Below are 21,696 nucleotides of genomic sequence, written 5' to 3'. Positions count from 1 at the left end.
ACTAACAAAATTAGTGCTTAGTTCAGAGTGGAAAAGGAGCAGAAGATCAGATGCGAAGTTTTACTTTCGGTGTTCCAGCCAACCCTAGGGTTAAGCTCTAGTGCAACTTGTTTCTCTGGACGTTTCAAACGCCACAACGTAAACAACTGAGTTAAGTTTAATCCAGTGAGTGCCGAATACAACTATTTTTTATCAATGTTACGCTTTTTGCCGCTTTTTAACGCTAGATGACCCTTTTTTAGCCTTACCACGAGGTGGCAAGCCTGTATGCTGAGTCAATAATCTACCTTTTTTAACACTCTTACTTTGCTTATTAACGTTCTTACGGCGCGGACTCTTATATTGATCACCCTCTGAATTGTTTGAAGGAATCAAATGATTAGGGCCATCGCCTATCAAGTCAGCACGTCCCATCGACTTCAGAGCCTCACGTAACAGCGGCCAATTTTCAGGGTCGTGGTAGCGTAGGAATGCTTTGTGTAAACGACGCTGTTTTTCACCTTTGACCGTCTCAACCCGCTCTGAAGACTTTTTGTAGCTTTGACGTTTCAGAGGGTTACGACCGGTATGGTACATGGCGGTAGCGGTCGCCATCGGTGAAGGGTAAAACGCCTGCACCTGATCCGCTTTAAAGTCATTGCGCTTTAACCAGACAGCGAGATTCATCATATCTTCGTCAGTGGTACCGGGGTGCGCAGCGATGAAGTAAGGAATCAGATACTGATCCTTCCCTGCCTCTTTAGAGAAGCGTTCAAACATCTTCTTAAACGCATCGTAAGTACCAATGCCCGGCTTCATCATATGATCGAGCGGACCTCGTTCAGTATGTTCAGGCGCGATCTTTAGATAACCACCAACATGATGGGTCACCAGCTCTTTCACGTATTCAGGGTCTTCCACAGCCAAATCGTAGCGAAGACCTGACGCAATCATCACCTTCTTCACCCCTTTTGTTTTGCGTGCTTTGCGATAAAGCTCCGTCAATGAGGAGTGATCAGTATTTAAGTTGTGGCATATCTCCGGGTAGACACAAGAGAGCTTACGACAGGACTTTTCGATCTCCGGTGACTTACAGGCGATGCGATACATATTGGCCGTGGGCCCGCCTAAATCTGAGATAACCCCTGTAAAGCCTGGGACTTTATCTCTGATCTCTTCAATCTCATTTAAAATCGATTCGTGAGAGCGATTCTGAATAATGCGCCCTTCGTGTTCTGTAATGGAGCAGAAAGTACAACCGCCAAAACAGCCGCGCATGATGTTCACCGAAAACCGAATCATCTTGTAGGCAGGGATCTCTTGCCCTTTATAGATCGGGTGTGGAACACGTGCGTAGTTAAGCCCGAAAACGAAATCCATCTCTTCAGTGGTCAATGGAATCGGAGGTGGATTCAACCACACCTCTTGATCACCATGCTGTTGGACTAACGCGCGAGCATTACCGGGATTTGTCTCTAAGTGGAGTACTCTGCTCGCATGAGCGTAGAGAACAGGATCTTTAGAGACTTTTTCAAATGGGGGAATGCGAATGACTGTTTTACTGCGATCAAGGTGCACCTTAGGTTCAATATGCAGAACCTGAACTTCATCAGCCTCAGGCTCCTCTTTGGAACCCTTTTCCAACGCACACTGTTCAAGGTCTCGGGTGTTAACATAGGGGTTGATCATTCGATCAATTTTGCCCGGTCTATCGATACGAGTGGAGTCTATCTCCATCCAGCCCTCGGGCGTATCCGTGCGAATAAAAGCGGTGCCTCGGACATCGGTCAAGTCGCCAACCGATTCGCCGGCTGACATTCGCTGAGCCACTTCAACAATGGCACGTTCAGCATTACCGTAGAGCAATATATCCGCCCTGGAGTCGAGCAGTATTGAGCGACGAACTTTGTCTTGCCAGTAGTCATAATGAGCAATACGACGCAGTGACGCTTCGATACCTCCCAATACAATGGGAACCTCTTTATAAGCTTCTCGACAGCGCTGGCTGTAGACAATGCTGGCACGATCAGGTCGGCTACCGGCTTTACCACCCGGCGTATAGGCATCATCAGAACGAATTTTACGATCGGCCGTATAACGGTTGATCATAGAATCCATGTTACCCGCCGCAACACCAAAGAATAAGCGAGGCTTACCCAATACTTTAAAGGCCTCAGCACTCTGCCAATCTGGCTGAGCAATAATACCTACCTTGAAACCCTGCGACTCCAGCAGACGGCCAATGATGGCCATACCAAACGATGGATGATCAACATAGGCATCACCGGTCACGATAATGATGTCACACTGGTCCCAACCCAACTTCTTCATCTCAGCTTTAGACAGCGGCAAAAACGGTGCGTGCGGAGCATCGTTACGCTGAGCAATCGAGGTGATTGTTGGAGTGGCTTGCATGATCAATCCAGAGATCTAATGAGTATGGTGAAATTATACGTGAGAGCAGTTAGAAGATCTGCTCAGAATCGATAAAAGTTATCGCGGGTATTGATAGCGATTTAGCCAGCGCTCAATAAACCGGAACGCCAAAATAAATAGCGCAGCGATAGCAAGATACAACATACCTGCCGCAAAAAAGATCTCCAGCGGGGTATAAGTACGAGCAATAATGGTTCTCGCCATACCCGTAAGATCCAACAGAGTAATGGTTGAGGCGAGCGCACTACCCTTCAACATCAGAATTAACTCATTCCCGTAAGCAGGAAGCACAATACCGAAAGCACGAGGCAGGACGATACGTCGTATCTGAACCAGTTTCGACATACCAAAAGCCTCTGCAGCTTCAATCTCCCCCTTTGGAATAGACTGGATTGCACCACGAACAAGCTCAGCACTGTACGCTGCAGTGTTCAGCGTTAACGCTATCAGTGCACACCAGAAGGGTTCACTGAAAATTTCCCAAAGGGATGTATTTCGAATGAGATCAAACTGAGCTGAGCCATAGTAGATCAAAAATATTTGGACCAATAACGGCGTGCCACGGAAGAAATAGATGTATGCCCAAGGAAGCGCAGAAACTAAGCGATTTTTAGAGGCACGCATCAGCGCAAGAGGCACTGCAATCGCTAGCCCCGTTAAGGCTGAATAGAGAACCAATTCTAGTGTTAACCAAACGCCATCAAAGAGGCGTGGAAAATATTCCCAGATCACATCCCATGACCAGTTCATGCTGCAACCCTCTTCTCAGCAGGATTTGATGCGCGCTCAAGATAAGTAGTTATCAAAGTAGATATTGCCGTGAGACCAAGATAGATCAGTGCGGCTGCCATGTAGAAAGTGAACGGCTCTTTTGTAGACCCCGTCGCAACGTAGGCCTGTCGCATAATGTCGTTCAAACCAACAACAGAGACGAGTGCGGTATCTTTTAGAAGTACTTGGAAAAGGTTGCCAAGACCTGGCAGCGCAAGACGCCAAACCTGGGGCAGAATAATTCGATAGAAGGTCGTCAGGCGAGGCAAGCCCAAAGCATAGGCTGACTCCCACTGGCCCTTCGGGAGCGCTTGAATAGCCGCTCGAAAAACTTCAGTAGCGTAGGCACCAAATGCAATAGAGAGCGCCGTGACACCCGCTGCAAAAGCACTCACCTCTATGTAATCTGTATAACCAAAACGCTCTGCGATAGCCATCAACAGCATCGAGCCACCAAAGTAGATGGTGAGCACTAAAAGCAGTTCCGGTATTCCACGAATCAGCGTTGTGTATCCGGTTGCTAACCAGCGAAGTGGCGCAATCGAGGATAGTTTCGCAGAGGCACCAGCAAGCCCAATAATAAGGCCAAAAAATAGGCTAGCGAGCGCAAGCTGAATAGTTATCCAGGCACCCTCCCAAAGAAGGTGACCGAAGCCGTGAAGATCAAACATAGAGTAAGATATTGGCTGCGCCATTTAGGCACAGCCTGTCCCGATTAGTAGATCGAGAATGGGAAGTACTTAGCGTTGATTTTCGCGTAAGTACCGTTATCAACAATCGCTTGAAGTGCTTTGTTGAACTTCTCTTTTAGAGCATCGTTTTTACGAATTGCGATACCGATCTTATCGTCGATGTCGATATCCTGGCCTTTGAACTCAAAGCCTTTGCCGTCATCAGTTCGTAGCCAGTCGTATGCTGGGAACTTATCTGACAGCATGCCATCAAGACGGCCGGCAGCAAGGTCTAAGTATGCGTTATCTTGAGTATCGTACAGTTTTACGCTCGCGCTTCCTGACATGTTGTCTTCAAGGTACTGGCCAGCGATAGTCGCACGCTGCGCACCAAGCGTTTTACCCTTCATGTCACCCATAGACTGAACTTTAGGACCCACGTAAGCGAGAACGTTTGAGTAGTATGGGTTAGTGAAGTCGACAACTTTTAGACGCTCTTCTGTGATCGACATTGATGCGATGATTGCATCGTACTTACGGCTCATAAGACCAGGGATAATACCGTCCCAATCCTGTGCCACTAGCGTACAGTCTGCTTTCATTTCAGCACAAAGTGCATTAGCGATATCTACGTCAAAGCCCTGAAGCTGACCTTTGTCATCGACCATATTGAAAGGCGCGTATGCACCTTCAGTAGCGATACGGATTTTATCGCCTGCGAAAGCTGAAGAGGCTGCAACAGCACTCAAAGTAAGACCAACGACGAGGTTTTTTAATTTCATTATTTTCTCCTATTAGGATCTACTGTCCTATTGATGACTCGACATAAAGGCCTTCACCCTTGCAGATGAAGGATTTTCGAATAGTTTCTCTGGTGTTCCCTGCTCTTCGATATGTCCTTCATGAAGAAAGACAACCTGGCTCGAAACATCACGTGCGAAGCGCATTTCATGGGTTACTATCAGCATAGTGCGTCCCTGTGAGGCCAGATCCCGCATGACCGCCAGCACTTCATTGACCAACTCAGGATCAAGCGCTGAAGTTGGCTCATCGAACAATAACAGCTGTGGATCCATCGCTAAAGCACGTGCTATCGCAATACGCTGCTGCTGGCCACCTGAAAGATGACTAGGATAGGCATCGATCTTATCTACGAGACCGACCTGCTCTAGGATCAGTTTTGCCTGCCCCACCGCCTCATCTTTAGACTGTTTTAAAACTTGAATGGGAGCTTCTGTAATATTCTCTAACACAGTACGGTGCGGCCAGAGATTAAAGTTCTGGAATACAAAACCGATACGCGAACGCATATTTTCAAGCTGCTTTCGACTTTTAGCCTGCAACTCGCCACTCTTAGATGGCACCAACTCAAGTTTCTCATCCCCAAGATAGATCTCACCCTTGCTTGGATTTTCAAGCAGGTTAATACAGCGCAGTAGCGTACTCTTACCCGAGCCACTCGAACCGAGAATAGAGATCACATCGCCATCTTTCGCCTCCAGTGAGACCCCTTTGATAACGTTCAGGGATCCGTAGGATTTATGAATATCGATCATGCGAAGCGCAGTAGCGGGTTGTGAATCTTGAGACATTAAAACTTAACCAAACAGTCATGTAATCAAGGGACTTTAGCGAGAATAGTGACACACGGCAAGCCTTCTATATTCCACAAACAAAAAAGCCGCGATAAACGCGGCCCTTAATGTGAGTTTTCGTTTAGCCTTTCGCTTTAACGATTATGTCGTGCCATTTAGCTGGACCAGATGTATGAACAGACTCACCATTCACATCTACAGCCACAGTCACCGGCATATCTTTGACTTCAAACTCATAGATCGCTTCCATGCCCATCTCTGGGAAGGCTAGCACTTTTGAGTCAGTGATCGCTTTAGATACAAGGTACGCTGCACCACCTACAGCCATTAAGTAAACAGCTTGGTTATCTTTGATCGCATCAATAGCGATTGGACCACGCTCTGATTTACCAATCATGCCCAGTAGGCCCGTTGACTCTAGAATCTGACGTGTGAACTTATCCATACGTGTTGACGTTGTTGGGCCAGCAGGGCCTACAACCTCATCACGGACAGGGTCGACAGGACCCACGTAGTAGATGAATCGCCCTTTCAGATCAACTGGCAACTCTTCACCGTTGTTAAGCATCTCTACCATGCGCTTATGGGCGGCATCACGACCGGTCAACATTTTACCATTAAGCAAAATAGTCTCACCAACCTTCCACTCTTTAACCGACTCAGGTGTGATCTCATCTAGATTGACGCGGCGTGTATTAGCACCGACTTCAAAGGTCACTTCTGGCCACTGATCCAAGCTTGGCGGTGTGAGAACGGCCGGCCCATCACCTTTCAAAGTAAAATGAGTATGGCGAGTCGCAGCACAGTTAGGGATCATACAGATTGGCAAAGATGCCGCGTGCGTTGGGTAGTCCATGATCTTAACGTCTAGAATCGTTGTCAGACCACCAAGACCCTGTGCACCAATACCTAGCTCATTGACCGCATCCATGATCTCTAAACGAAGCTCTTCGACACGGTTCTGCGGGCCACGCTCACGTAGCTCATGAATATCAATTGGGTCCATCAAAGACTCTTTGGCCATGACTGCTGCCTTCTCGGCAGTACCACCAATACCAATACCCAACATACCTGGTGGACACCAACCAGCACCCATAGTCGGTACCGTTTTAACCACCCAATCCACGATGCTGTCAGATGGGTTCAACATCACCATCTTCGATTTATTCTCTGAACCACCACCTTTAGCAGCCACATGAACTTCTACCTCATCGCCCTCTACAATTTCGTAGTGGATAACAGCAGGAGTATTGTCTTTGGTGTTCTGACGTTTGCCAGCAGGGTCTGCAAGAATCGAAGCGCGTAGAACATTATCTGGGTGCATGTAGGCACGACGAACACCTTCATTGACCATATCGGTGACGCTCATTGAAGCATCCCACTGAACGTTCATACCCACTTTAAGGAATACGGTAACGATACCGGTGTCCTGACAGATAGGACGCTTACCTTCGGCACACATACGTGAGTTGATTAGGATCTGCGCCATCGCATCTTTAGCGGCTGGGTTCTCCTCTTTCAGGTAGGCTTCGTGCACACCTTCAATAAAGTCGATTGGGTGGTAGTAAGAGATGAACTGTAGCGCATCAGCAACGCTATCAATAAGGTCGTCTTGACGAATAACGCTCATTGGAAAACTCCATTTATAGTGATGATCACGGGGCTCCACCCCTGCAGTGCTGCCAGATTATACATCATCCAATCGAGATGGGATGACCACACTTTGTCTAACGGCTAAGCAGAACCTGTAGAGACAAAAAAGCCGGCTTGCTAGCCGGCTAACATTTACGCCCTCTCTGGAGCGTTTGGAAGATCACGCATCAGTAGCGCGTATTCCATATCGGTATCAAAGTCGAGTGGCAGCGTTACACGGTGTCCAGAACCTGGGGCAACGTGGACTCGAGCACCTTTCTTGTCATACAGCTCATCGAGCTTGAAGCGACGATTACCCTGAGGGGTCATCAACTCAAGTGTGTCACCCACCTCAAATTTGTTCTTCACATCGATAACAAGCTTGCCAGAGTCCGCGTCACGCTCAACCACTTCACCGACAAATTGCTGATGCACACCCACAGAGTTACCCGTTTCATAGTTCTGGTATTCATCGTGAACATGACGACGGTAGAAACCTTCGGTGTATCCGCGGTTCGCAAGATTCTCAAGGACATCCATTAGGCCCTTGTCGAATGGGCGACCAGCCGCTGCATCGTCAATGGTTTGACGGTAAGCTTGCGCGGTTCTGGCAACGTAGTAGTGCGACTTAGTGCGTCCCTCAATTTTCAGAGAGTCGACTCCCATTTCCGTTAAACGATGCACGTGCTGAATGGCGCGCAGATCTTTTGAGTTCATGATGTAGGTACCGTGCTCATCTTCAAAGGCCGGCATATACTCGCCAGGGCGAGTCTCCTCTTGGAGCAGGTAGATCTGATCTGATGGCTTACCTTCACCTAGGGCAGGCTGCTTCTCTTCGCTTGGATCAAAGCTCTGAACGGGAACCACATCACCAGACTCATCTTCCTGAGCTTCATGAGCATCGTATTTCCAGCGACAAGCATTTGTGCAAGTACCCTGGTTTGGATCTCGGTGGTTGATGTAACCCGATAGCAGACAGCGACCTGAGTAGGCGATACAGAGTGAGCCATGAACAAAGACCTCAAGCTCAATATCCGGACACTGTTGACGTATTTCAGCCACTTCATCTAGCGAGAGTTCACGAGACAGAATGATTCGCTCAATACCCGCTCGCTCCCAGAACTTCACTGCAGCCCAGTTCATCGTATTCGACTGAACAGAGAGGTGAATCGGAAGATCTGGATACTTATCTTTGACCATCATAATCAAGCCAGGATCGGACATGATCATAGCATCAGGATTCATCGCTACAACAGGATCGATATCCTTCATGTAGGTACCCAACTTTGAGTTATGCGGCAGAATGTTACTGGCGACAAAGAACTTTTTACCCAGTTGATGCGCAATATTGATCCCCTCTTCAAGGTTCTGAAGAGTAAAGTCGTTATTACGTACGCGAAGGCTGTAGCGCGGTTGACCGGCATAGACCGCATCAGCACCATAGGCAAAGGCATACTTCATATTTCGCAAGGTCCCTGCAGGGGACAAAAGCTCGGGTTTTCGCATCATGTTCTCAAAATTGGTTAAACGGTTTAGCGTGTAAGTGGCACTTCGAAAAGCGGCTTATAGACACTGCCATGATCACCCTCAATGCTCTGAAGCAGCACAATCGAGTCAGCCGGCAGGCTATGATCGATAGGTGGTAACTCTCTGTCGACAGCAAATCGATTGTCCGCTGGCAAGCGTGCCAAGGTGACATGAGGCATAAAGTTCTGATCTTTACGAGCAATGCCAACCTCTTCGGCTAACGCCACTAACTGCTCATGGAGCTTCGTTAGCTGACTATTCTGCGCGGTCATCGCCGCGATCAGGGAGAGTCTTGGGTTGACAGCATAGTAACTGACCTGATCAAGCTGAACGTTAAAACGACTGCCAAAATCTATTTCAGTAGCGCGTTTCTCAAGCTGTTCTATCTGTTCCAGACTGACATCTCCCAAAAAGCAGAGCGTCAGGTGATAGCCAGAAGAATCAAACCAGGTTGCGTCCAGCCCTAGATCAAACTGACACAGCTCATCAGAAAGATTAGCTAGCTCTCGAGCCGTTCTATCAGGAATGCGTAAAGCAAAAAAGGATCTTAGCTTCACGTCTTAACTCAGCCCCATTTCATGTGGCGCGTATTGTGCCCATTGGCAAGGATTTGGACAAGTATTGATCAGTTGCGAATAATTCAACTAACGAATAGCTCCCTCAAGCAGCAGCGTATTGAGCTGTTGTTTGATGTTCAGTAGTTCTGCATTGACCGACTGGCGGCTTGAATCAATGGAGCGGAGGCGATCTTCAATGGTCGCTAAACGGCCATCAAGATCACTGGAATTGGAACCTGCCTTAACTTGTTCAAGCTGCTCTGAAAGCCTTGCTCTCTCGTCCCGCTCAATAGAGAGCTGAAACTCGAGATCACTGTTGAGTTGAGCTACCCGTTCACTCAATTGAGCGATCTGCTTATCTTTACTGGCTACTAGGTCATTAAGTTTGGATAGCTGCTGGTCACGTTTTTGCAAACTGCTATCAAATCCTGAAACTGATTTGGACAGTTTATTAACAGACCCTTCGCTCTTTTTAGCTTGTGCTTGAACTTGATCCACACCTGACTGAATGCTTTTAATCGATTCAGCCTGAGATTTAATCAGTTTAGCTTGCGCTTCAATCGTCTTGCCCTGCTTCTCTAGCTGAGGCTTATTGCGCTGATACGAAACGGTCCAAAGCTTAGCGATCTCAGAGTCAAAATGTTTAATACGATCTTCAACACGACCATTAAGCTGCTCTAATCGAGAAGAGAGGGTTTCACCTGATTGTGACGCTGAAGTCGTTGTCTTCGTCAGCGTTGCATCGGTACTCTCAAGCCATAAGTTCATCTGTTCCAAAAGAACGGATTGTTGATCCATCTTTTGAGTCAGTTGGTAGTTCCATACAGCAATAGCTACAGCCACTAACAGCGCAATAACAGCGACACCCGTTGCTAAGGCACTACTTTTAGGGGAGGACTTAACAGCGGCATTAGTGGGGTTGTTAGGCACTTGAGGTTTTTGCTTTTCAGGTTCAAGAGTGGGCACTGGCTCGGCCAGTTGATCTAAATTGAATCCTGGTTCGCGACGTTCAGACATTGAAGAGGCTTCTTACTCAATTAGAAAGGGATACAGTACCAGTTTTATCCCCCCCAAAAAAGAGTGCCCAGCAAAGCTGGGCACAGGTGGAGTACTGATAAGAGCGCGATTAAATCGCTAGGTACTCGTTACGAAGTGCTTCGTTATCAAGAACTTCTTGAGCGGTTCCGTCGAATACAACGTTACCGGTATCAAGGATCACTGCGCGATCTGCAAGCTTCAGTGCAGCAATTGCATTCTGCTCGACAATCACGGTAGTAATACCCAGCTCTTTGATCTCACGCAGGGTACGCTCAATCTCTTGCACGATAACCGGAGCCAGACCTTCATAAGGTTCATCAAGAAGTAGAACTTTGATATCTCGACAGAGCGCGCGACCGATCGCAAGCATCTGCTGCTCACCACCTGAAAGCGTGACGCCCTCTTGGTTACGACGCTCACCCAAACGAGGGAATAGCTCGTAGATGCGTTCGATATTCCAACCTTTAGGAGGCGCAATTTGAGCCAGCTGCAGGTTCTCTTCTACCGTCAAACCAGGAATGATGCAGCGATCTTCAGGAACCAGTGCAATACCCGCTTGTGACGCTTCATACGCTGTCATTTCGTGAATATTTTGGTGATCCAACCAGATCTCACCGCTTTTCAATACTGGGTCATCACAACGTGCGATGGTACGCAACGTCGATGTTTTACCGGCACCGTTACGGCCAAGTAGAGCAAGAATCTCACCCTCATGGATATTGAAACTCACACCCTGAACGATGTAAGACTCACCGTAGTAACCATGAATATCGTGGATAGAACAGTAGGTAACCGGTGTACCCAGGTTTTGAGTTCTAACGGCTTCAGTTGCGACTGTATTGGTCATACTTCCGCTCCTCCCAAGTATGCTTCACGAACTTTAGGGTTCACTTTAATTTCATCTGGAGAACCCTCAACGATCACGTGACCTGCTGCCATTACACTCACTTTATCAGCGAGTGAGAAGACTACATGCATATCGTGCTCGATGATGACCATCGTCATTCCATCCGCTTTGATCTTCTTCAACAGATCGATGGTGTTGTTGGTATCGGCACGTGCCATACCCGCGGTTGGTTCATCAAGAAGTAGTAGTTTTGGCTCTTGAGAGAGACACATTGCCAACTCAAGACGACGCTTATCACCACGGCTCATGCTGCCCGCGTGAGTATCAGATTTACCTAGCATGTTCACATACTCTAGGTATTTAGCAGCCTTCTCTTGCAGGTCTGCATCCTGATCAGAACGTTTCCAAGCATTTAGCTTGAATTCGCCATCGCGGTGAGCCAACAGTGGGATCATCATGTTTTCCATGATCGTAAGATCAGCAAAGATCTCAGGAGTCTGAAATACGCGTGAAATACCCAACTGGTTAATCTTATGTGGCTTAAGGCCAATCATGCTGTTACCAGAGAACGAAATCGTGCCGTTATCTGGAATCAACTTACCAATGACTGCGTTCAGCAGTGTTGATTTACCGGCACCATTCGGACCGATGACCGCATGAACGGTTTTCTCTTCAATTTTTAAGTTGACGTCATCCAGTGCTCTCAAGCCACCGAATGTTTTGTTTACGCCAGAGATTTCTAGTACTGACATATAAATATCCTGTTAGCTTGAGTTACTCTTCGCCCTGCTTCGAGAAGCGAGCTTTGATTCGACGGTAACCTTCCATGATGCCACCAGGCAGGAAGATAACGACCAGCATGAAGATTAGACCTAGCGTTAGGTGCCAACCTTTACCTACGAACAGAGACAGTACTGGAACAAGGCCAGAAACCAAGAAGTCTGGTAGGAAATCTAGAGCACTAGTCAGAACTGCACCATCGATAGCAGAGAAGATGTTCTCGAAGTACTTGATAGCTACCGCACCAAGGAACGGGCCAACCAATGTGCCGACACCACCAAGGATTGTCATAAGAACAACCTCACCTGATGCAGTCCACTGCATACGCTCCGCACCCGCTAGAGGGTCCATCGCTGCCATTAAGCTACCAGCAAGACCCGCATACATACCTGATATTACAAACGCTGCCAGTGCATATGGGCGAGTGTTCAAACCTGTGTATGACATACGGTTTTGGTTAGTTTTAAGGCCACGTAGCATCGAACCGAAAGGTGAACGAGTGATACGTAGAGCGACATAAAAACCAACAATCAAGAATGCTGCACAGATGTAGAAGCCTGCTAGGCCACCAAAGTCTGTCATCTCAATGCCGAATAGGTTGGTACGAGGTACCGCACCTTCAGCTAGAGGCGCATCCCAAGCACGTGGGTCAGCCGCTTCAACCTGCAGACCTGTCTCACCCATGGTGATAGGTGTGAGTACAGAGTAAGCAAGGTTGTAACTCATCTGAGCTAAAGCCAGTGTCAGGATCGAGAAGTAGATACCTGTACGACGAAGACAGATGAAACCAATAACTAGGGCGAAGATACCTGACACCACAACACCGGCAACCATCGCTGGAAGGATGTTCAGTGTAAACAGCTTGAAGATCCAAACCGTTGTGTAAGACCCCACACCGATAAACGCTGCGTGACCAAACGACAGGTAACCTGTCTGACCGAATAGAATGTTAAAGCCAATTGCGAACAGACCGAAGATAGCGAAACGCTGCATTAAGTCTGGGTAGGCTGCACCGAATGGCTGAAGCCAAAGTGGCATTAGCAGGACGGCTGCTGCAAAGCCCAGCAGCATCATCATGTCTGATTTAGGTGTAAATTTATCAATATGCATCTTAGTCCTCCATTACACCCTTGCGACCCATTAGACCACGTGGACGAACGAGCAGTACGATCATTGCAACTAGGTAGATAATTACCTGGTCGATACCTGGGATGATTTGTTTGATTTCGTTCATCGATGCGAACGATTGGAGGATACCGAGTAGGAAACCTGCCGCTACCGCACCCGGTAGTGAACCCATACCACCCACTACTACAACCACGAATGACAGAACTAGGAAGTCCATACCCATGTGGTAGTTAGGAGAGAGTATTGGTGTGTACATCAAACCTGCCAAACCTGCGACGACCGCAGCTAGACCGAAGACGATACTGAAACGTTTGGTGATGTTGATACCCAACAACTGAACCGTTTGACGATCCGCCATACCGGCACGAACCACCATACCAAAGGTTGTAAACTGCAAGAAGGCAAACACTGCAGCGATGACAATCGCAGCAAAGCCTAAATAAACAAGACGCCATTTCGGGTAGACGATATTGTCACCTAAGCCCAAGAGTGCGCCGATGTTCGCTGTACCCTCAAACATTTCTGGTGCTGGCTGTGGAATCGGGTTTGCACCGTAGATAGCTTTGATGATCTCTTGAATAACGATCGCAAGACCGAAAGTTACAAGGATCTGATCAGCATGTGCGCGACGGTAGAAGTGGCGAATTAGACCACGCTCCATCACCAAGCCAATCACAAGCATGATAGGTATAGCGATTAAAATCGATATTGGAACAGACCAGTCGATAATGGCTCTACCCGTATCACCGAGCCAGAGCTCTAGGTATGGGATCTCTTTGAATGCTTCAAAGAAAGTAACCGACTCATCTTTAACTTTTGTTGAAATAGTAAGTACTTCGCGAACTGAAACTGCGACGAAAGCACCCAACATGAAAAGAGCACCGTGAGCAAAGTTCACGACACCTAAGGTACCGAAAATCAACGTTAGACCTAGGGCAATCAGTGCATAAGCACCACCCTTATCTAGACCGTTCAAGATCTGGAGGATTATTGCATCCACAGCTATGAATCTCCAAAAAAGCTAATAAAAAACGAAGGGGTCCCTTGGACCCCTTCGCGTGCCAAGGTGTAATTAAAATTACACTTGGATTAAGACCACTGAGCGCCGCCGGCGAATGGGCCTTCGTTTGGATCGTAAGTAAGCTTCTCACGTGAAACCACATCCAATACTTCAAGACGGTCGAAGTCAGATGTTGGGTTCATGTTACCGCGTACCACTAGGCCATTCTTCATTACCTGGTGGTCCGCTTTACGGTATAGAGAAGCACCGTTACCCATGCCATCGAACTCGTGATCTTCAAGAGCAGCGATAACTGCTTGTGGATCGAAAGTACCAGCACGCTCAACAGCATCTGCGTAAAGCATAGTCTGTACGTAACAAGTGTGAGCAGCCTGTGATGGTGGGAAACCGTATTCCTGACCGAACGACTTAACAAATGCTTTAGAACCTTCGTCAGTTAGCTTCCAGTTCCAGTTTGTAGAACCTAGGATGCCCTTCATGTTGTCGCCCGCACCTTTCGCCATTAGACGAGAGAATAGAGGAACGATGATCTGGAAGTCCTTACCGTTAACTTGCTTATCTTTCAGGCCGAACTGAATCGCCTGAGTCAAAGAGTTAACCATGTCACCGCCGTAGTGGTTAAGGATAAGAGTATCTGCACCAGAGTTTAGGATTGGTGTGATGTACTGAGAGAAGTCACCTGCACCTACTGGTGTTTTAACGTTAGCAACTGTGTTCCAGTTTGCTTCAGCAGCCATACCCTTCTCGATAGAGTCCTGCTGAGACCAGCCCCAAGTATAGTCAGCTGTTAGGTGGTAAACCTGACGATCTGTACCGTACTCGTTTTTAAGTACTGGACGTAGCGCTAGTGCTGATTGGTGACAGTTGAACATGTGGCGGAAACCGTGACGACGACGGTCTTTACCAGTTGTATCGTTTGAGTGTGTTAGACCTGCCATGAAGATGGTACCCATCTCTTCAGCTAGAGCCTGAACTGCGATAGCTACACCTGAAGATGAACCACCAGAGAACATGATAACGCCATCTTTCTCGATCATACGTTTAGCCGATGCACGTGCTGCGTCAGACTTAGTCTGAGTATCACCAGTTACGTACTCAACTTTCATACCAAGAATACCGTTACCTTTAAGGTTCATTGGTTTCATGGTTTGCATCATGCCGCCATCGCCTTCGCCGTTAAGGTGTTTAACAGCAAGTTTGAATGCGCGTAGTTCGTCTGCACCCTCATCTGCGTAAGCGCCTGATTGAGGTACGTTAAAACCTAGGACACACTTACCAGAAGCCTTAGGGTCGTTACGGAACGAACCTGCAGCAGAAGCAGTTGGGATGTAGAAGCTTGGTACTGCGATAGCCGCTGCAGAAGCTGCAGTGCCTTTAAGTACCGTACGGCGTGAAACGCCTTGAGTCTTATCAGTCATTACTTTGTAACTCCGTTGTTGGGTTTGTTTTTATTACAATCGGAAACTGCAAACTACTAGAGTCAACACTGAGTGACTACCCTACTAAAGGTTGATTTAGACCAATGTACTAGGAAAACTCTTTCAAGATATGAAATCTCATACCAACCTATAACCAAAGTAAAAATATTAAAGTAAATACAAAAACTTAGCGGTATAAAGAACCTCTTCAACTACTGAATTATAGACATAAAAAAACCCCGAGCGGCTGACCGCTCGGGGCTTCACATTTGGGGGGGATGATTACATCATGCCGCCCATACCACCCATGCCACCCATATCAGGTGCACCCATAGCTGGCTTATCTTCTGGGATCTCAGCAACCATCGCTTCAGTCGTAATCATTAGACCCGCAATTGACGCTGCCGCCTGAAGTGACGAACGAGTTACCTTAACAGGGTCGATGATACCCATCTCAAGCATATCGCCGTAGACTTCTGTACCCGCGTTGTAACCGTAGTTACCTTTACCGTTACGAACTTCGTTGACAACCACTGATGGCTCACCACCTGCGTTTGCTACGATTTGACGAAGTGGTGCTTCCATTGCACGTAGTGCTAGCTGAATACCGATCGTCTGATCATGGTTGTCACCCTCTAGGCTCTCGACAGCCTGAAGTGAGCGAATCAGAGCAACACCACCGCCAGGAACGATACCCTCTTCAACGGCTGCACGAGTTGCGTGAAGTGCATCGTCTACACGAGCTTTCTTCTCTTTCATCTCAACTTCAGTCGCAGCACCCACTTTGATCACTGCAACACCGCCTGCTAGCTTAGCAACACGCTCTTGCATCTTCTCTTTGTCGTATTCAGATGTAGTATCTTCCATCTGTACACGGATCGCTTGAACGCGAGCGTCGATGTTTGCTTTAGCGCCAGCACCGTCAACAATGGTAGTATTCTCTTTGCTAATCTCTACGCGCTTAGCTTGACCAAGCTGCTCAAGTTCAACTGCATCTAGGCTCAGACCCACCTCTTCAGAGATCACCTGACCACCAGTAAGAATAGCGATATCTTCTAGCATTGCTTTACGACGATCACCAAAACCAGGCGCTTTAACAGCACACACTTTCACGATGCCGCGCATAGTATTCACTACAAGAGTCGCTAGCGCTTCACCTTCAACGTCTTCCGCTACGATAAGCAGTGGACGTGATGATTTAGCAACACCTTCAAGTGCTGGAAGCAGCTCACGGATGTTAGAGATCTTCTTATCAACTAGAAGAATGAATGGATCTTCTAGTTCAGCAACCATAGAGTCTTGGTTAGTTACGAAGTAAGGAGATAGGTAACCGCGATCGAACTGCATACCTTCAACAACGTCTAGTTCGTTTTCGAAACCAGAACCTTCTTCAACAGTGATAACACCATCTTGGCTTACACGCTCCATCGCTTCTGCAATGATGTTACCCACTTCAGCGTCAGAGTTTGCAGAGATAGTACCAACCTGAGCAATCGCTTTAGAATCAGCACATGGCACAGCCATTTCAGCAAGCTGAGCAACTACAGCAGCAGCCGCTTTATCGATACCACGCTTAAGATCCATTGGGTTCATTCCCGCTGCAACAGACTTAAGACCTTCATTAACAATCGCTTGAGCTAGAACAGTTGCAGTCGTAGTACCGTCACCAGCAACGTCGTTAGCTTTAGAGGCTACTTCTTTAACCATCTGTGCGCCCATGTTTTCGAACTTATCTTTAAGTTCGATCTCTTTAGCGACTGAGACACCATCTTTAGTCACTGTTGGTGCACCAAATGATTTTTCTAGTACAACGTTACGACCTTTAGGGCCTAGAGTTGTTTTAACCGCATTTGCTAGAACGTTTACGCCAGCAAGCATGCCCTGACGAGCATCATTTCCAAAGAGTACTTCTTTAGCAGACATTTCTTAGAATCCTTTAAATTTATTCAATTCTTTACCAGTAAAACGAATTAGGCTTCTAGTACGCCGTAAATTTCGCTCTCTTGCATGATCAGCAGCTCTTCACCATCTACTTTGATAGTGTTAGTGCCCGCGTACTGACCAAAGATCACTTTGTCACCGACTTTGACAGACAGCTCAACAACCTGGCCATCATTAGTGACACGACCAGCGCCTACTGCGACAACCTCACCTTGGTTTGGTTTCTCTGCAGCTGCACCTGGCAATACGATACCGCCAGCCGAAGTAGCTTCTTCTTCGCTACGACGAACTACTACACGGTCATGAAGTGGACGAATTTTCATCTGGTTCTTCTCCTGAATCTAGGATCCAATACGATGTTGGTTTTTTGTTTAAAGCCAGTGAACCAATAATTCACCGACAATTCTTAGGTGAAATATTTAATTGGGGAGGGGGGAAAAGATTTCAACACCCAAGCTGAAAAAAATTTAAATTTCCAACTTAGGTCTTAGCAAGCCATAAGCAGAAAGTGCAGGACTTATTAATGGACAACCCAGTGTAAATTAGTGCAACCGTTTGTCGTCGTTATTGCTTGATGGGTCATTCACCTCAACAAAATCACCATCAATGATGTCACTTCTATTTTGAGAGAAGGGATCCTGGGAGTTCTGGGTCGATGAGTAAAAGTGTGCTTGCCCACCACTCTTAGTAAACGCATCACTTATGCGTTGTCCGAAAAGATTAAAAAACAGGCCACGAGTGAATGGCAACAGGCAGGAGAAACCAATTACATCGGTCACAAACCCAGGAGTAACCAAAAGGGCTCCGCCTATCGCTATCAATATCCCATCTCTCATTTCTGATAGCGGAATCTCTCCACTCTCAATACGACTGCGAGCTTTTAACAGAGTCGTCACACCCTGATAACGCAACATATTTACCCCGATAAAAGCTGACAGCAGAACCAGGCCCACGGTATACCAGCCACCAATCGCTTGACCGACCTTTATAAGGATGGTGATTTCAATAACGGGGATTACGACAAAGATAATAAAGAGTATTGGCATGCTGTTCTCGCTCTGTTTTAACAAAGGCTATCAAGGCTTAAAAGAAATCTAAAGAGAACAACAGGTGGTTTAACTTAAATTTACATTCAGGCAACTATTTACATATGGGCTACATTCGAGCCACAACCGGACTACAACTGGGCTTTTGCAGCGCAATATCACTTTTTTGCAGTGGCCTTTTACCTATGTCTAATACCAATAATGATGGGTATAACCAACTTGAATAAACAATAAATTCAATTACTTAAATGCACAAAAAAGGGTTTGACCCGAACCTCTGCAAACAATTCTTTTCAATTTTTAAAAAACTCCACAAAAGCTATGGATTTTGCACTGCAGAAGGCTTAGTTTGTGCAGTGCACTAGCTGCAACGCAAAATAAAAACAGGCAGCAATCAGCCTTAAGCGCTGAAAATATTAGATTGTTGGTAGGAGTCCGGAAATGGATCTAAAAGATAAAGTAGTAGTGATCACTGGTGGTGGTCGTGGTCTTGGCCGTGCAATGGCACTTGAGCTAGCAAACAAAGGTGCACGTCTTGCACTGGTAGACCTTAACCAAGAAGACCTTGATGAGACTCTCAATCAAGTAAAAGCTGCTGGCAGCGATGGCCGCACTTACGTATGTAATGTCTCTAAAGAGGCTGAAGTTGAAGCTCTATTCGAATCGGTGGTTGCTGATATGGGTGGCTTAAACGGTCTTGTTAACAATGCTGGCATCACACGTGACGGTCTATTCATCAAAGTAAAAGATGGCGAAATCGTCTCGAAAATGAGCATGGATCAGTGGAACCTAGTAATGGATGTAAACCTTACTGGTACTTTCCTTTGTGCCCGTGAAGCTGCGGCACAAATGATCAAAAACAAGCAAGAGGGCTGCATTATCAACATCTCTTCTATCTCGCGCAGTGGCAACATGGGTCAGACCAACTACACCGCGACTAAGGCAGGTGTTGAAGCGATGGCCGTTACTTGGGCGAAAGAACTTGCTCGCTACGGTATCCGTGCAGCATCGATTGCACCAGGCTACATCGGTACTGAGATGGTTATGGCGATGAAAGAGGAAGCACGCGAGAAAATCGCTGCGGGCATCCCGGCTAAACGTCTTGGCAAACCTGAAGAGATCGCTCACACAGTCTCTTTCATCCTTGAAAACGACTATGTATCAGGTCGTTGTTTCGAGGTTGATGGCGGTCTTCGAATCTAATTCGAATCGCTCTCTAAAAAAGCTGGCTTCTGCCGGCTTTTTTATTGCTTCATTTACCGTTCATACACGAATTGATAGCATCAACTTTAAGTTTTAAGGATGCTATAAAAAATGTTAACAAACTGGATCGATACCCTTCGAGTTTATAAAGATAAGCGCCTACTTTGGGTCTTCTTGATGGGGTGTAGCTCCGGCTTCCCCTGGGTTCTAATCGGCTCCAACATGAGCGGTTGGCTCAAAGATGAGGGCCTATCTCGAACCGCCATCGGTTTCTTCGGTTCGATCTTTGCCGTCTATGCATTTAACTTTTTATGGGCCCCTTTGGTCGATCGTGTTCGCCTGCCGGTTTTAAGCCGTTTAGGACAACGCCGCTCTTGGATATTTTTATGTCAGGGCATCATGCTGTTTATGATTCTGCTAATCACTCAGGCAGACCCAAGCAGTGCCTATTCCGCGATGGGAGAACCAACCACAGAGTCTGGTAAAGTGCCGGGCATGCTCTACATCTCTCTGATCGCATTGATGATTGCCATCGCATCGGCCACCCAAGATATTGCAGTCGATGCCTTTCGTATCGACCAGTTTGATATCAATGAAACCACGAAGATGCCGCCCGCTTCAGCTATGGCCGTTGTCGGCTGGTGGACTGGCTACTCGCTTCCAGGCTACCTAGCCTTCGTTAATGCCGACTCAATGGGTTGGAACGGTGTCTACGGTGTTATGGCAGTAATAATGGGGCTACTAATGGTATTTACTCTGTTAGTGAGTGAACCGGTCGATCGCCGCTCCAACCTTCAGAGCAAACTGGAAGAGAACTACCAAAACCGCTTTGGTTTAGGTCGCTTCGCCAGTTGGTTCGCAGTTACGGTCATTGAACCCTTTGCCGATTTTATTCGCCGAAACGGTCTATCGGTAGCCATCACCCTAATTGCCTTTATCTTTATGTTTAAGATTGGCGAGGCTTTCTTGGGCCGGATGTCAGTGGTCTTCTATAAAGAGGTTGGCTTCACCAACGAGCAGATTGGTGAATACACCAAGATGCTAGGCTGGATCGCGACGGTGGTGTTCACACTCATCGGCAGCGCCATCAACGTTCGCTTCGGTGTGCTTAAAGGGCTTATGATTGGTGGTATTGCAATGGGCGCTTCTAACTTAATGTTCGCACTGATAGCAGAAGTTGGGCCGGTAGAGTGGCTGTTTGCAGCAACCATTATCGTCGACAACTTTACTACCGCTTTCTCAACAGTTGCCTTTGTGGCCTTCCTTACAGCACTGACAGGACGTGCATTCAGTGCGACTCAATACGCCCTACTCGCGTCGCTGGGCAACCTCGGTCGTACAACGCTGGCGAGCTTCAGTGGCACCATGGTAGATGGTCTTGATGGTAACTGGTCAATGTTCTTTGTCATCACCTTCTTGATGGTCATTCCATCACTGGTCATGCTGTGGATGCTGCGCGACAAACTGGAGGTAGCTCAAGCCAAGACCCTAGAACAGAATCAACGTGAGCAAAGCTGATCACGACTCTTAAGAAACAAAAAAGCGACCTCTTTTCAGACGTCGCTTTTTTATTGAGCGTAACCTCTAGTCGCGGAAGTTTTTGTACTGTAAAGGCAGTTCAAAATCTGACTCACGCAGCAGCGCCATGACCGCTTGAAGGTCATCACGTTTCTTACCGGTGACACGCAGTTGTTCGCCTTGCACTTGAGTCTGAACTTTTAGCTTTGAGTCCTTGATCAATTTACCTAGCTTCTTGTTCGCCGCCTGATCTAGACCTTGCTTAAGAACAATCGTCTGGCGAGCCTGTTTACCATTCTGCTCAGCTTTTTGAATGTCCATGCAGTTTGGATCGATCTTACGATTAACCAATTTTGCTCGAAGCACATCGATCATCTGCTTTAACTGAAAGTCCGCTTCAGCAACCGCTTTAACCGACTCACCGTCTAGCTCAAAACTGGCATCCACGCCCTTAAAGTCAAAACGTGTTGAGATCTCACGATTCGCTTGATCGACCGCATTAGCCACTTCATGAGAATCTACTTCAGAAACAATATCGAACGATGGCATCGCCCTCTCCTCTCTTAAAACGAATGAATGGTCGATATA

Annotated in this window: 20 protein-coding genes; 2 read left to right on the top strand and 18 right to left on the bottom strand. The window is 47.2% G+C overall.

Translation table 11 applies throughout. The features are described from left to right. Nucleotides 1-198: 198 nt before the first annotated feature. The 17 genes from XMA127_RS03095 to XMA127_RS03015 form a co-directional block, all read right to left on the bottom strand. Nucleotides 199-2,394 carry a YgiQ family radical SAM protein gene (locus tag XMA127_RS03095; RefSeq protein WP_173480554.1) on the bottom strand — a complete coding sequence of 732 codons (2,196 nt, stop codon included), beginning with the start codon at nucleotides 2,392-2,394 and terminating at the stop codon, nucleotides 199-201. Nucleotides 2,395-2,472: 78 nt separating this feature from the next. After that, nucleotides 2,473-3,165 carry an ABC transporter permease gene (locus tag XMA127_RS03090; RefSeq protein WP_173480553.1) on the bottom strand — a complete coding sequence of 231 codons (693 nt, stop codon included), beginning with the start codon at nucleotides 3,163-3,165 and terminating at the stop codon, nucleotides 2,473-2,475. Next, on the bottom strand, nucleotides 3,162-3,881 hold the full coding sequence (locus XMA127_RS03085; RefSeq protein ID WP_254442789.1) for an ABC transporter permease: 720 nt from the start codon (nucleotides 3,879-3,881) through the stop codon (nucleotides 3,162-3,164). The genes XMA127_RS03090 and XMA127_RS03085 overlap by 4 nt, the downstream gene beginning before the upstream one ends. A gap of 20 nt (nucleotides 3,882-3,901) precedes the next feature. Next, a complete protein-coding gene (locus XMA127_RS03080; protein ID WP_173484641.1) occupies nucleotides 3,902-4,639 on the bottom strand; it encodes an ABC transporter substrate-binding protein in 738 nt (245 codons plus the stop codon). 27 nt (nucleotides 4,640-4,666) lie between these two features. Beyond that, nucleotides 4,667-5,449 carry an ABC transporter ATP-binding protein gene (locus XMA127_RS03075; RefSeq protein ID WP_173480552.1) on the bottom strand — a complete coding sequence of 261 codons (783 nt, stop codon included), beginning with the start codon at nucleotides 5,447-5,449 and terminating at the stop codon, nucleotides 4,667-4,669. Nucleotides 5,450-5,573: 124 nt separating this feature from the next. Further along, on the bottom strand, nucleotides 5,574-7,082 hold the full coding sequence (locus XMA127_RS03070) for a fumarate hydratase (protein ID WP_173480551.1): 1,509 nt from the start codon (nucleotides 7,080-7,082) through the stop codon (nucleotides 5,574-5,576). 155 nt (nucleotides 7,083-7,237) lie between these two features. Further along, complete coding sequence (yegQ, locus tag XMA127_RS03065; protein WP_173483372.1) at nucleotides 7,238-8,590, bottom strand: tRNA 5-hydroxyuridine modification protein YegQ; 1,353 nt, start codon at nucleotides 8,588-8,590, stop codon at nucleotides 7,238-7,240. A 26-nt stretch (nucleotides 8,591-8,616) separates the two neighbouring features. After that, nucleotides 8,617-9,168 carry an RNA 2',3'-cyclic phosphodiesterase gene (thpR, locus tag XMA127_RS03060; protein WP_173498906.1) on the bottom strand — a complete coding sequence of 184 codons (552 nt, stop codon included), beginning with the start codon at nucleotides 9,166-9,168 and terminating at the stop codon, nucleotides 8,617-8,619. Between the two features lie 87 nt (nucleotides 9,169-9,255). Further along, complete coding sequence (locus tag XMA127_RS03055; protein ID WP_173498905.1) at nucleotides 9,256-10,185, bottom strand: hypothetical protein; 930 nt, start codon at nucleotides 10,183-10,185, stop codon at nucleotides 9,256-9,258. Nucleotides 10,186-10,294: 109 nt separating this feature from the next. Continuing rightward, nucleotides 10,295-11,053: an ABC transporter ATP-binding protein gene (locus tag XMA127_RS03050; protein WP_173498904.1), complete on the bottom strand. Its 759-nt coding sequence runs from the start codon at nucleotides 11,051-11,053 to the stop codon at nucleotides 10,295-10,297. Continuing rightward, nucleotides 11,050-11,805: an ABC transporter ATP-binding protein gene (locus tag XMA127_RS03045; protein ID WP_173483300.1), complete on the bottom strand. Its 756-nt coding sequence runs from the start codon at nucleotides 11,803-11,805 to the stop codon at nucleotides 11,050-11,052. Before XMA127_RS03045 ends, XMA127_RS03050 begins: the two co-directional genes overlap by 4 nt. A gap of 22 nt (nucleotides 11,806-11,827) precedes the next feature. Beyond that, nucleotides 11,828-12,943 carry a branched-chain amino acid ABC transporter permease gene (locus XMA127_RS03040; RefSeq protein WP_173480546.1) on the bottom strand — a complete coding sequence of 372 codons (1,116 nt, stop codon included), beginning with the start codon at nucleotides 12,941-12,943 and terminating at the stop codon, nucleotides 11,828-11,830. A gap of 1 nt (nucleotide 12,944) precedes the next feature. After that, nucleotides 12,945-13,961, bottom strand: coding sequence for a branched-chain amino acid ABC transporter permease (locus XMA127_RS03035; protein WP_173480545.1), 1,017 nt, complete (start codon nucleotides 13,959-13,961; stop codon nucleotides 12,945-12,947). An 89-nt stretch (nucleotides 13,962-14,050) separates the two neighbouring features. After that, entirely contained in the window at nucleotides 14,051-15,400 is a 1,350-nt protein-coding gene (locus XMA127_RS03030; RefSeq protein WP_173480544.1) for a substrate-binding protein, read from the bottom strand. 282 nt (nucleotides 15,401-15,682) lie between these two features. After that, nucleotides 15,683-17,323: a chaperonin GroEL gene (groL, locus tag XMA127_RS03025; RefSeq protein WP_173480543.1), complete on the bottom strand. Its 1,641-nt coding sequence runs from the start codon at nucleotides 17,321-17,323 to the stop codon at nucleotides 15,683-15,685. A 47-nt stretch (nucleotides 17,324-17,370) separates the two neighbouring features. After that, nucleotides 17,371-17,664 (bottom strand): co-chaperone GroES, encoded by a 294-nt coding sequence (locus XMA127_RS03020; RefSeq protein WP_173480542.1) that lies wholly within the window; start codon nucleotides 17,662-17,664, stop codon nucleotides 17,371-17,373. A gap of 219 nt (nucleotides 17,665-17,883) precedes the next feature. Continuing rightward, nucleotides 17,884-18,387 carry an FxsA family protein gene (locus tag XMA127_RS03015; RefSeq protein ID WP_173483301.1) on the bottom strand — a complete coding sequence of 168 codons (504 nt, stop codon included), beginning with the start codon at nucleotides 18,385-18,387 and terminating at the stop codon, nucleotides 17,884-17,886. A 441-nt stretch (nucleotides 18,388-18,828) separates the two neighbouring features. On the opposite strand from XMA127_RS03015, the gene XMA127_RS03010 reads away from it, so the two are divergent. Continuing rightward, nucleotides 18,829-19,590, top strand: a complete 762-nt coding sequence (locus XMA127_RS03010) for an SDR family oxidoreductase (RefSeq protein WP_173483302.1) — start codon at nucleotides 18,829-18,831, stop codon at nucleotides 19,588-19,590. A 111-nt stretch (nucleotides 19,591-19,701) separates the two neighbouring features. Beyond that, nucleotides 19,702-21,108 carry an MFS transporter gene (locus XMA127_RS03005; RefSeq protein ID WP_173498903.1) on the top strand — a complete coding sequence of 469 codons (1,407 nt, stop codon included), beginning with the start codon at nucleotides 19,702-19,704 and terminating at the stop codon, nucleotides 21,106-21,108. 66 nt (nucleotides 21,109-21,174) lie between these two features. Here the strand turns inward: XMA127_RS03005 and XMA127_RS03000 are convergent, their stop codons facing one another. Beyond that, nucleotides 21,175-21,657, bottom strand: a complete 483-nt coding sequence (locus XMA127_RS03000) for a YajQ family cyclic di-GMP-binding protein (protein WP_173480538.1) — start codon at nucleotides 21,655-21,657, stop codon at nucleotides 21,175-21,177. Nucleotides 21,658-21,696 lie beyond the last annotated feature (39 nt).

This window comes from Marinobacterium sp. xm-a-127 (genome assembly GCF_013283425.1).
Taxonomy (GTDB): Bacteria; Pseudomonadota; Gammaproteobacteria; order Pseudomonadales; family Balneatricaceae; genus Marinobacterium_E.
This window is presented reverse-complemented; position numbering and strand designations above follow the sequence as displayed.

Excerpts from the sequence above, each read along its gene's own strand:
- XMA127_RS03080 (WP_173484641.1), bottom strand. The coding sequence starts at position 4,639 with ATGAAATTAAAAAACCTCGTCGTTGGTCTTACTTTGAGTGCTGTTGCA.
- groL (WP_173480543.1), bottom strand. The coding sequence starts at position 17,323 with ATGTCTGCTAAAGAAGTACTCTTTGGAAATGATGCTCGTCAGGGCATG.
- XMA127_RS03055 (WP_173498905.1), bottom strand. The coding sequence starts at position 10,185 with ATGTCTGAACGTCGCGAACCAGGATTCAATTTAGATCAACTGGCCGAG.
- XMA127_RS03045 (WP_173483300.1), bottom strand. The coding sequence starts at position 11,805 with ATGTCAGTACTAGAAATCTCTGGCGTAAACAAAACATTCGGTGGCTTG.
- XMA127_RS03090 (WP_173480553.1), bottom strand. The coding sequence starts at position 3,165 with ATGAACTGGTCATGGGATGTGATCTGGGAATATTTTCCACGCCTCTTT.
- XMA127_RS03005 (WP_173498903.1), top strand. The coding sequence starts at position 19,702 with ATGTTAACAAACTGGATCGATACCCTTCGAGTTTATAAAGATAAGCGC.
- yegQ (WP_173483372.1), bottom strand. The coding sequence starts at position 8,590 with ATGCGAAAACCCGAGCTTTTGTCCCCTGCAGGGACCTTGCGAAATATG.
- XMA127_RS03070 (WP_173480551.1), bottom strand. The coding sequence starts at position 7,082 with ATGAGCGTTATTCGTCAAGACGACCTTATTGATAGCGTTGCTGATGCG.
- XMA127_RS03010 (WP_173483302.1), top strand. The coding sequence starts at position 18,829 with ATGGATCTAAAAGATAAAGTAGTAGTGATCACTGGTGGTGGTCGTGGT.
- XMA127_RS03075 (WP_173480552.1), bottom strand. The coding sequence starts at position 5,449 with ATGTCTCAAGATTCACAACCCGCTACTGCGCTTCGCATGATCGATATT.
- XMA127_RS03040 (WP_173480546.1), bottom strand. The coding sequence starts at position 12,943 with ATGCATATTGATAAATTTACACCTAAATCAGACATGATGATGCTGCTG.
- XMA127_RS03015 (WP_173483301.1), bottom strand. The coding sequence starts at position 18,387 with ATGCCAATACTCTTTATTATCTTTGTCGTAATCCCCGTTATTGAAATC.
- XMA127_RS03095 (WP_173480554.1), bottom strand. The coding sequence starts at position 2,394 with ATGCAAGCCACTCCAACAATCACCTCGATTGCTCAGCGTAACGATGCT.
- XMA127_RS03020 (WP_173480542.1), bottom strand. The coding sequence starts at position 17,664 with ATGAAAATTCGTCCACTTCATGACCGTGTAGTAGTTCGTCGTAGCGAA.
- XMA127_RS03030 (WP_173480544.1), bottom strand. The coding sequence starts at position 15,400 with ATGACTGATAAGACTCAAGGCGTTTCACGCCGTACGGTACTTAAAGGC.
- XMA127_RS03050 (WP_173498904.1), bottom strand. The coding sequence starts at position 11,053 with ATGACCAATACAGTCGCAACTGAAGCCGTTAGAACTCAAAACCTGGGT.
- XMA127_RS03085 (WP_254442789.1), bottom strand. The coding sequence starts at position 3,881 with ATGGCGCAGCCAATATCTTACTCTATGTTTGATCTTCACGGCTTCGGT.
- XMA127_RS03000 (WP_173480538.1), bottom strand. The coding sequence starts at position 21,657 with ATGCCATCGTTCGATATTGTTTCTGAAGTAGATTCTCATGAAGTGGCT.